The following is an 8,714-nucleotide window of genomic DNA, read 5'->3' as shown; positions in this document are numbered from 1 at the left end:
ACGGGTGGAAATTGGCCAGCAGGCCTGGCCCTTTCGCGGGTAAACCCGTTCCTACGACGGCCTGCGCCCAACCACCGACCTGTGTCCACCACCAATCCGGCGTAGGAGCGGGTTTACCCGCGAATACGGTAGCGGCGGCAACCGTGAACAGCGGGTGGAGATTGGCCAACAGGGCCGGCCCTTTCGCGGGTAAACCCGCGCCTACGGGCGACCGCGCAGGCGTTTCGAAGTTTGAGCAAGGCAGTTGTCCCTACGCGAGTTGATCAGCCCGGGATTTTCAGGCCACGCTGCACGGCTGGCCGTTCGAGGAAATTCGCCAGCACGCGCTGCACTTCCTTGAACTGGTCGAAGCCCACCAGGTCACGGGCGTTGTAGCGCTCCACCAGGTTACGCACCCAAGGGAAGATGGCGATGTCGGCGATGCTGTATTCCTCAGCCATCCACTGCCGACCTTCTAAATGCCGATCCAGCACGCCCAGCAGCCGCTTGGACTCGTTGACATAGCGGTCACGCGGGCGCTTGTCTTCATATTCCTTGCCAGCAAAGAAATGGAAGAACCCGACCTGGCCGAACATCGGCCCGATGCCGCCCATCTGGAACATCAGCCACTGCAGGGTCTGATAGCGCTGGGCGGGGTCCTGGCTGAGCAGCTGGCCGCTCTTCTCTGCCAGGTACTGCAGGATCGCCCCCGATTCGAACAGCGGCAGCGGCTGACCGCCCGGCCCGTTCGGGTCGAGGATGGCAGGGATCTTGTTGTTCGCGCTGAGCGAGATGAATTCGGGGCTCAATTGGTCATCATTGTCGAAGCTGACCCTGTGCACCTCGTAAGCCAAGCCAATCTCTTCGAGCATGATCGACACTTTCACCCCGTTGGGCGTCGGCAGCGAGTACAACTGCAGGCGTTCGGGATGTTTGGCGGGCCATTTGCGAGTAATGGGGAAAGCACTGAGATCGGTCATGATCAACCTTGCCAAGGGAATGAACCTGTCACTCTAGAGACATCCCCAGCCGCTGACCATCACCGACCACTCATCAGCGTTGGCAGCTCAGGCCTGGCCGTGGGCCTTGAGCTTGAGCTTTTCGGTATCGACGCGGACAAACACGGAGTCGGCAGTCACAGTCAGTACATCCTCTGCCCAGACTTCGCAGATGACCCGGCTCTTGCGCCCCACTTCACCTTCGACACGCGCCTTGAGCAACAGCTCGACGCCCATCGGCGTAGGTTTCAGGTAGGTCAGGTTGAGCGTGCCGGTAACGCAGTCGATACGCGGCAGGCTGCCCGGCTCGCGGCCTTCGTTACGGTAGTGGTAGGCCATCGCCGTCCAGTTGGAGTGGCAGTCGACCAGCATCGCCAGCAGGCCACCGTAAACCAGGCCAGGCCAGCCGATGAAGGTGCTGTCGGGCGAGTGTCGGCACACCAGATGAACACCGTCGGCGTCCCAGTGGCTTTGCAGGTGCAGGCCGCTGGGGTGGGAACAGCCGCAGCCGTAGCAGGTACCCTCAGGCGCCGCGAGGGCTTGAAGGGAAAGTGTGTGATCAGTCATACGCTTCCTGTGCTTGTTGGAATGGGGGCGCGCAACGCCCCCATTAAAGCAGAAACATCAGGCCGTTTGGGCAACCATCCTGGCACGCCGCTGGGTCAGCGAAACCAGCAGGATGAACGCGGTCACCCCGGCAGTCATCAGCGTCTCATAGCGGTAGGCATCGCTGAACAGCATGTAGCCCAGCACCATGACGATGGTGCCGATCACCAGCCAGGTCAGCCATGGGAACAGCCACATCTTCAGCTCCAGCGGGCGCCCTTCACGCTCGGCACGGGCACGCATGCGCAGCTGCGACACGGCAATGACCAGGTACACCAGCAAGGCGATGGCGCCAGTGGTCGACAGCAGGAAGCCAAACACCTTGCCCGGGAACACGTAGTTGACGAAGCAGCCTGCAAAACCTGCCAGGGTGGAGAAGATCACCGCTACGGTCGGCACGCCGGAACCGGAGATGCGCTTGGTCACGCTAAGCGCCTGACCACGAGCGCCAAGCGAATAGAGCATGCGCGACGCGGTGTAGAGCCCCGAGTTCATGCAACTTGTCACTGCCACCAGCACCACCAGGTCAACCAGCAGCTTGGCGCCCGGCACGTTCAGCACTTCCAGTACACGCTGGAACGACCCTACCGCTTTCAGCTCGGGGTCGTTCCAGGCCACCAGCGACACCACCAGGAAGATCGACGCCAGATAGAAGATGGCGATGCGGTACACCACCAGGTTGGTGGCGCGGCGAATCTTGTCTTTCGGGTTGGCGGTCTCGTCAGCCGCGATGGTGACAATTTCGGCACCGAAGAACGAGAAAATGGTGATCAGCACGCCCCCAAGCACCGTCCCGAAGCCATTGGGCATGAAACCACCGCTGTCCCACAGCCGGCTGACCCCGGACACCTCCGCCAGCGGCCAGAAGCCGAACACAGCCAAGGTGCAGACCCCGATGAAGCCAATGATTGCGACCACCTTGACCAGCGCGAACCAGTACTCGAAGGCACCGAAGTTCTTCACGCTGACCAGGTTGGTGCAGGACAGCACCAGCATGATCAGGAAAGCGAACAGCCAGGAGGGCACCCCAGGGAAGTAGGCATGCAGGATGTCAGCACCGGCGATGGCCTCCACCGGAATGATCAACACCCAGAACCACCAGTACAACCAGCCGATGGTAAAGCCCGCCCAAGGGCCAATGGCTTCCGTGGCGTAGGTGGAAAATGAGCCGCTGTTGGGGTTTGCGATGGCCATTTCACCCAGCATGCGCATCACCAGCAAGACCAGCAGGCCAGTCATGGCGTAGGAGATGAGGATGGCCGGGCCGGCGGTGGCAATGGCGTTGGAGGACCCGATGAACAACCCGGCGCCGATGATGCCGGCAATGGAGATCATGGAAACCTGACGGGAAGTCAGGCCGTGCTGCAGTGAGCGCTGTTTCTTGTTGTCTTGCGAAGCCATGAAGAACCCTCGAATGGGTCGGCCGCAGCAAAGCGGCTGAAGGTCTGAGCAGAATTCTTATAAATTTCTGATGTGTGTTGTTGTTGTTTTTTGCAGATGACCGAAGCGGGTATTGACCTCCTCTTCGCATGACCGGTTGTAATCGTTGATCCAGGTCAGTATTAATCTATAGGCCGGGGTCAACAAACGACCTTTTCGAACCACATAATTCCTTTATGGAATGAACTCCTTCCTTTTTTGCTCGGTATTCGCCCGTCATGTCCAAACGCCTGATGCCTTCGACCACCGCCCTTCAGTGCTTCGAAGCGGCCGCCCGCCACCTCAGCTTCACCCGCGCGGCCCAGGAACTGCACCTGACCCAGAGCGCCGTCAGCAAGCAGGTCGCGCAGCTTGAGGACATGCTCTCGCACTCGCTGTTCCAGCGCATTCGCCGGCGCCTGCACCTGACCCCGGCCGGCGCGCTGTACCTCACCGAAGTGAACAAGATCCTCACCCAGATCGACATATCCAGCCGCTACATCCTCAGCTACGGCGACGAAACCGAAGTGCTGCGCATCGCCACCCAGCCGACCTTCGGCGCCCGCTGGCTGGTGCCCAGGCTCAAGGGTTTTGGTGACCGCTACCCACGGATTCACCTGGATGTGCGTAACGAGCTGGAGCCATTCGACCTGGTACAGGCCAAGGCTGACGTCGCCTTTTTCTTCGGCCAGGGCACCTGGCCCGGGGCGACCTGCATCGAGTTGTTCAGCGAAGAAGTGGTGCCCGTGTGCAGCCCGCAACTGCTGGCCAGCCACCGTTTCGACAGCGCCCAGGCGCTGACTGAGCACCGGCTGTTGCAATGCGTGTCGCGGCCGGAGGCCTGGCACGAGTGGTTCCTGGGGCTTGGGCTGCATAGCCAGAACAGCTACCACGGGCCGCGCTTCGACACGTTCTACCTGTGCATCCGCGCCGCCATTTCCGGCTGCGGCATAGCCCTGATTCCCCGCTATCTGGTGGCCGAAGAGCTGAGCGAAGGCAAGCTGGTGGTGGCCTGGGACCACCCTGTGGCAAGCAACGGGAGGCACTTCATTGCGCATGCCGAGCATGCGGCCGAAGTGCCCAAGATCAGAGCCTTTGTGCAGTGGATCCGGGAACGGGTGGCTGAAGGGGATTGATTTGACCTGCCCCGGCCTCTGGTAGGAGCGGGCTTGCCCGCGAAGAGGCCGGCACAGCCAACCCAAAAAACCGGCCAGATCACGAATCCATGGAATGACCGCAATCGAATAATTCGTTTGCGGAATAACCTGCCGACACGCTTGGATAATAAGAAACTCGAACAAGGTCCGCGTGCCCCATGAACCAGGAAAGTATCAGCCAATCCATTGCCATCGTTCACCCGATCACACTTTCCCATGGCCGTAATGCCGAAGTCTGGGACACTGACGGCAAACGTTACATCGACTTCGTCGGCGGTATCGGCGTGCTCAACCTGGGCCATTGCAACCCCGCTGTAGTCGAGGCCATCCAGGCTCAGGCCACCCGCCTGACCCACTATGCCTTCAACGCGGCCCCTCACGGCCCGTATCTGGCACTGATGGAGCAACTGAGCCAGTTCGTCCCGCTCAGCTACCCACTGGCCGGCATGCTCACCAACAGCGGCGCGGAAGCGGCGGAAAACGCCCTGAAAGTGGCCCGTGGCGCCACCGGCAAACGTGCCATCATCGCTTTCGACGGCGGTTTCCATGGACGCACCCTGGCCACCCTGAACCTCAATGGCAAGGTCGCCCCCTACAAGCAGCGGGTCGGCGAGCTGCCCGGGCCGGTGTACCACCTGCCCTACCCCAGCGAGGATACCGGGGTTACCTGCGAGCAGGCGCTCAAGGCCATGGACCGTCTGTTCAGCGTCGAGCTGGCGGTGGAGGACGTCGCAGCGTTCATCTTCGAACCGGTACAGGGCGAAGGCGGCTTCCTTGCCCTGGACCCGGCCTTCGCCCAGGCCCTGCGCCGCTTCTGCGACGAGCGCGGCATCCTGATCATCATCGACGAGATCCAGTCGGGCTTCGGCCGTACCGGCCAGCGCTTCGCGTTTCCGCGCCTGGGCATCGAACCCGACCTGCTGTTGCTGGCCAAGAGCATTGCTGGCGGTATGCCGCTGGGTGCAGTGGTCGGGCGCAAGGAATTGATGGCGGCGCTGCCCAAGGGCGGCCTGGGTGGCACCTATTCAGGCAACCCGATTGCCTGTGCGGCGGCCCTGGCCAGCCTGGCGCAGATGACCGACGAAAACGTTGCAACCTGGGGCGAACGGCAGGAACAGGCCATCGTCAGCCGCTATGAGCGCTGGAAGACTTCGGGCCTGAGCCCGTACATCGGCCGCCTGACCGGCGTGGGCGCCATGCGAGGGATCGAGTTCGCCAATGCCGATGGCAGCCCGGCACCGGCACAACTGGCCAAGGTGATGGAGGCCGCCCGAGCCAAGGGCCTGCTGCTGATGCCCAGCGGCAAGGCGCGGCACATCATTCGCCTGCTGGCTCCGTTGACCATCGAGGCCGAGGTGCTCGAGGAAGGGCTGGATATCCTCGAGCAGTGCCTGGCAGAACTGAACTGAGGCTTACAGGCCGAGTTCTTCCGGGGTAAGCATGTCGGACTCGAAGGCGATCCAGCCGCCTTCCAGTTCGGCATGGCCGTTGACGATCGGGCCGTAATAGGTCAGGCCATTCTCCAGGGTTACGCAAATGTGCGTGGCCGGTTTCTCAGGGGCCGCGAGCGTACCGACGAAATGCACCTTCTTCAGGGTTTCGGTCACCGCTTCCAGGCCCACGCGCATCTTGGGGTTTTCCGAGGCTTCGGTATCTCCGCCACGGTCTTCGGCGCTGATGGTCACGGTGGCGATGTACGGGTACTTGGTGCTCAAGCGGGGTTACCTCGGTGGGTGTATAGGCGTATGGGCGCGTAGAGTACGGCAGGCAGTCTCTGTTGTCTCTACTGGCCTGTTCGCGGGAACGCCCGCTCCCGCAGCGATCGCATGTTGCTCAGGGTATGCAGGGCACCTGCAACAGGTGATCTGAATGCCCCGATCTGTTAGGGTGCCCGCCGATGCACGCCACACCACACGAGGATCCCGAGTGAGCGCCGAAGAACCCCTGATCGCCGACCTGTTCGAAGTCGACAAACGCCTGTCCCTCAAGCCCGTCGTGGACTTCAACAGCTACCTGCGCAACGCCTTCGGCGAGGGCCCATGCCGTTGCCACCGCTGCGTAGAAGGTGCCGACCAAAGCACCTACAGCCACGCGCACAACTTCACCTTCGAAGGCCGCCAGTGGCACCGCCGGTTCGCCAGCACCGCCGGCAGCGACGTCGCCCAGGTGTTGAAAAAAGCCTGGCTGTCTTACACCAAGGCTGATCTCACCCTGATCGGTGCGCTGGACCTGACCGCCCTCAAGACCTTTACCGAGGCCGCCCTGCACGCGCGCCTGCTGGCCTTGCTGCCGGCCAGCGGCCTGGCCCGCGAAGTGGATGGCCAGTGGATGCTGCAAGCCCTGGCCGACTGACAGCCCGGCGGCAGGGCAGGATTCCACCGGTCTGCTAACTTGGTGGAATCCGCCCACCCACAGGTAGTCTGCCATGGCCCGCACAACGCCCATTGAGCTGTACCGCAATATCGGCATCGTCGCCCACGTGGATGCCGGCAAGACCACGACCACCGAGCGAATCCTGTTCTACACCGGGGTCAACCACAAGATGGGCGAAGTGCACGATGGCGCGGCGACCATGGACTGGATGGCCCAGGAGCAGGAACGCGGCATCACCATCACTTCGGCGGCGACCACGGCGTTCTGGCAAGGCTCGACCAAGCAGTTCGCCCACAAGTACCGTTTCAACATCATCGACACCCCAGGCCACGTCGATTTCACCATCGAGGTGGAGCGCTCATTGCGCGTGCTCGATGGCGCGGTCGTGGTATTCAGCGGCGCTGACGGCGTCGAGCCGCAGTCCGAGACCGTCTGGCGCCAGGCCAACAAGTATCACGTGCCACGCCTGGCCTACATCAACAAGATGGACCGCCAGGGTGCCGACTTCCTGCGCGTGGTCAAGCAGATCGATCAACGCCTGGGGCACCACCCGGTGCCCATCCAGCTGGCCATCGGTAGCGAAGAGCACTTCATTGGCCAGATCGATCTGGTGAAGATGAAGGCCATCTACTGGAACGATGCCGATCAGGGCACCAGTTACCGCGAAGAAGATATTCCAGCCGATCTGCAGGAGCTTGCCGACAAATGGCGCGCGCACATGATCGAAGCTGCGGCCGAGGCCAATGACGAGCTGACCATGAAGTTTCTCGATGGCGAGGAGCTGAGCATCGAAGAGATCAAGGCCGGGTTGCGCCAGCGCACCATTGCCAACGAAATCGTGCCCACCATCCTCGGCTCATCGTTCAAGAACAAGGGCGTGCCGCTGATGCTCGACGCTGTGATCGACTACCTGCCCGCCCCGTCGGAAATTCCGGCAATCAAGGGCACCGACCCCGACGACGAAGAAAAGCACCTGGAACGCCACGCCGACGACAATGAACCGTTCTCGGCACTGGCCTTCAAGATCGCCACCGACCCGTTCGTCGGCACCCTCACCTTCGCCCGGGTGTATTCCGGTGTGCTCAGCTCCGGCAACGCGGTGCTCAACTCCGTCAAGGGCAAAAAAGAGCGCATTGGCCGCATGGTGCAAATGCACGCCAACCAACGCGCTGAAATCAAGGACGTGTGCGCCGGCGATATCGCCGCACTGATCGGCATGAAGGACGTGACCACCGGCGATACCCTGTGCGACATGGACAAGCCGATCATTCTCGAACGCATGGACTTCCCCGACCCGGTGATTTCCGTAGCAGTGGAGCCAAAAACCAAAGCCGACCAGGAAAAAATGGGGATCGCGCTGGGCAAGCTGGCCCAGGAAGACCCCTCATTCCGCGTGCGTACCGATGAAGAGACCGGCCAGACCATCATCTCGGGCATGGGCGAGCTGCACCTGGACATCATCGTCGACCGCATGCGCCGCGAGTTCAACGTCGAGGCCAACATCGGCAAGCCACAGGTGGCCTACCGCGAGAAGATCCGCAACACCTGCGAGATCGAGGGCCGCTTTGTTCGCCAATCCGGCGGCCGCGGCCAGTATGGCCATTGCTGGATCCGTTTCGCCCCCGGTGATGAAGGCAAAGAAGGCCTGGAGTTCATCAACGAGATTGTCGGCGGCGTGGTACCGCGCGAGTACATCCCGGCCATCCAGAAGGGTATCGAGGAGCAAATGAAGAACGGCGTGCTTGCCGGCTACCCACTGATCAACCTCAAGGCCGCCGTGTTCGACGGCTCGTACCACGATGTCGACTCCAACGAGATGGCCTACAAGATCGCCGCGTCGATGGCCACCAAGCAGTTGTCGCAGAAAGGTGGCGCAGTGTTGCTGGAGCCGGTGATGAAGGTTGAGGTGGTGACGCCGGAGGAGTACCAGGGCGACATCCTCGGCGACTTGAGCCGACGTCGCGGCATGATCCAGGACGGTGATGAAACGCCGGCTGGCAAGGTGATCCGTGCCGAAGTTCCGCTGGGCGAAATGTTCGGCTACGCCACCTCGATGCGCTCGATGACCCAGGGCCGGGCAAGCTTCTCGATGGAGTTCACCCGCTATGCCGAGGCGCCGGCGAGCATTGCCGACGGCATCGTCAAGAAGAGCCGCGGAGAGTAAGCAGCTCTCCTGTGCCGG

The 8,714-nt window shown here is 61.9% G+C and carries 8 protein-coding genes; 4 read left to right on the top strand and 4 right to left on the bottom strand.

Translation table 11 applies throughout. The features are described from left to right. Positions 1-263 precede the first annotated feature (263 nt). The 3 genes from ACF8GF_RS05445 to ACF8GF_RS05435 form a co-directional block, all read right to left on the bottom strand. Positions 264-959, bottom strand: a complete 696-nt coding sequence (locus ACF8GF_RS05445; protein WP_392488128.1) for a glutathione S-transferase N-terminal domain-containing protein — start codon at positions 957-959, stop codon at positions 264-266. 87 nt (positions 960-1,046) lie between these two features. After that, entirely contained in the window at positions 1,047-1,544 is a 498-nt protein-coding gene (locus tag ACF8GF_RS05440) for a PaaI family thioesterase (RefSeq protein ID WP_003251394.1), read from the bottom strand. A 57-nt stretch (positions 1,545-1,601) separates the two neighbouring features. After that, a complete protein-coding gene (locus ACF8GF_RS05435) occupies positions 1,602-2,984 on the bottom strand; it encodes an amino acid permease (RefSeq protein ID WP_339443266.1) in 1,383 nt (460 codons plus the stop codon). A gap of 257 nt (positions 2,985-3,241) precedes the next feature. Here ACF8GF_RS05435 and gcvA point away from each other — a divergent pair, with 257 nt between their 5' ends. Then, positions 3,242-4,138 carry a transcriptional regulator GcvA gene (gene gcvA, locus ACF8GF_RS05430; protein ID WP_003251398.1) on the top strand — a complete coding sequence of 299 codons (897 nt, stop codon included), beginning with the start codon at positions 3,242-3,244 and terminating at the stop codon, positions 4,136-4,138. A 179-nt stretch (positions 4,139-4,317) separates the two neighbouring features. Next, entirely contained in the window at positions 4,318-5,568 is a 1,251-nt protein-coding gene (locus ACF8GF_RS05425; RefSeq protein WP_392488127.1) for an aspartate aminotransferase family protein, read from the top strand. A 3-nt stretch (positions 5,569-5,571) separates the two neighbouring features. Here ACF8GF_RS05425 and ACF8GF_RS05420 read toward each other — a convergent pair whose 3' ends face one another. After that, the gene (locus ACF8GF_RS05420; protein WP_012051778.1) at positions 5,572-5,874 is read right to left on the bottom strand and encodes a hypothetical protein; all 303 of its coding nucleotides are present in this window, start codon (positions 5,872-5,874) and stop codon (positions 5,572-5,574) included. Between the two features lie 211 nt (positions 5,875-6,085). Here ACF8GF_RS05420 and ACF8GF_RS05415 point away from each other — a divergent pair, with 211 nt between their 5' ends. Both ACF8GF_RS05415 and fusA read left to right on the top strand, forming a co-directional pair. Continuing rightward, entirely contained in the window at positions 6,086-6,511 is a 426-nt protein-coding gene (locus ACF8GF_RS05415; protein WP_392488126.1) for a hypothetical protein, read from the top strand. Between the two features lie 73 nt (positions 6,512-6,584). Then, entirely contained in the window at positions 6,585-8,696 is a 2,112-nt protein-coding gene (gene fusA / locus ACF8GF_RS05410; RefSeq protein ID WP_392488125.1) for an elongation factor G, read from the top strand. Positions 8,697-8,714: the final 18 nt, after the last annotated feature.

The organism is Pseudomonas sp. yb_5, from assembly GCF_043103865.1.
GTDB classification, from domain to species: domain Bacteria; phylum Pseudomonadota; class Gammaproteobacteria; order Pseudomonadales; family Pseudomonadaceae; genus Aquipseudomonas; species Aquipseudomonas putida_Y.
Note: the sequence above shows the minus strand (reverse complement) of the source record. Positions and strands in the feature narration are given on the sequence as shown.

Coding starts and splice junctions, on each gene's coding strand:
- ACF8GF_RS05445 (WP_392488128.1), bottom strand. CDS start 959: ATGACCGATCTCAGTGCTTTCCCCATTACTCGCAAATGGCCCGCCAAA.
- ACF8GF_RS05440 (WP_003251394.1), bottom strand. CDS start 1,544: ATGACTGATCACACACTTTCCCTTCAAGCCCTCGCGGCGCCTGAGGGT.
- ACF8GF_RS05435 (WP_339443266.1), bottom strand. CDS start 2,984: ATGGCTTCGCAAGACAACAAGAAACAGCGCTCACTGCAGCACGGCCTG.
- gcvA (WP_003251398.1), top strand. CDS start 3,242: ATGTCCAAACGCCTGATGCCTTCGACCACCGCCCTTCAGTGCTTCGAA.
- ACF8GF_RS05425 (WP_392488127.1), top strand. CDS start 4,318: ATGAACCAGGAAAGTATCAGCCAATCCATTGCCATCGTTCACCCGATC.
- fusA (WP_392488125.1), top strand. CDS start 6,585: ATGGCCCGCACAACGCCCATTGAGCTGTACCGCAATATCGGCATCGTC.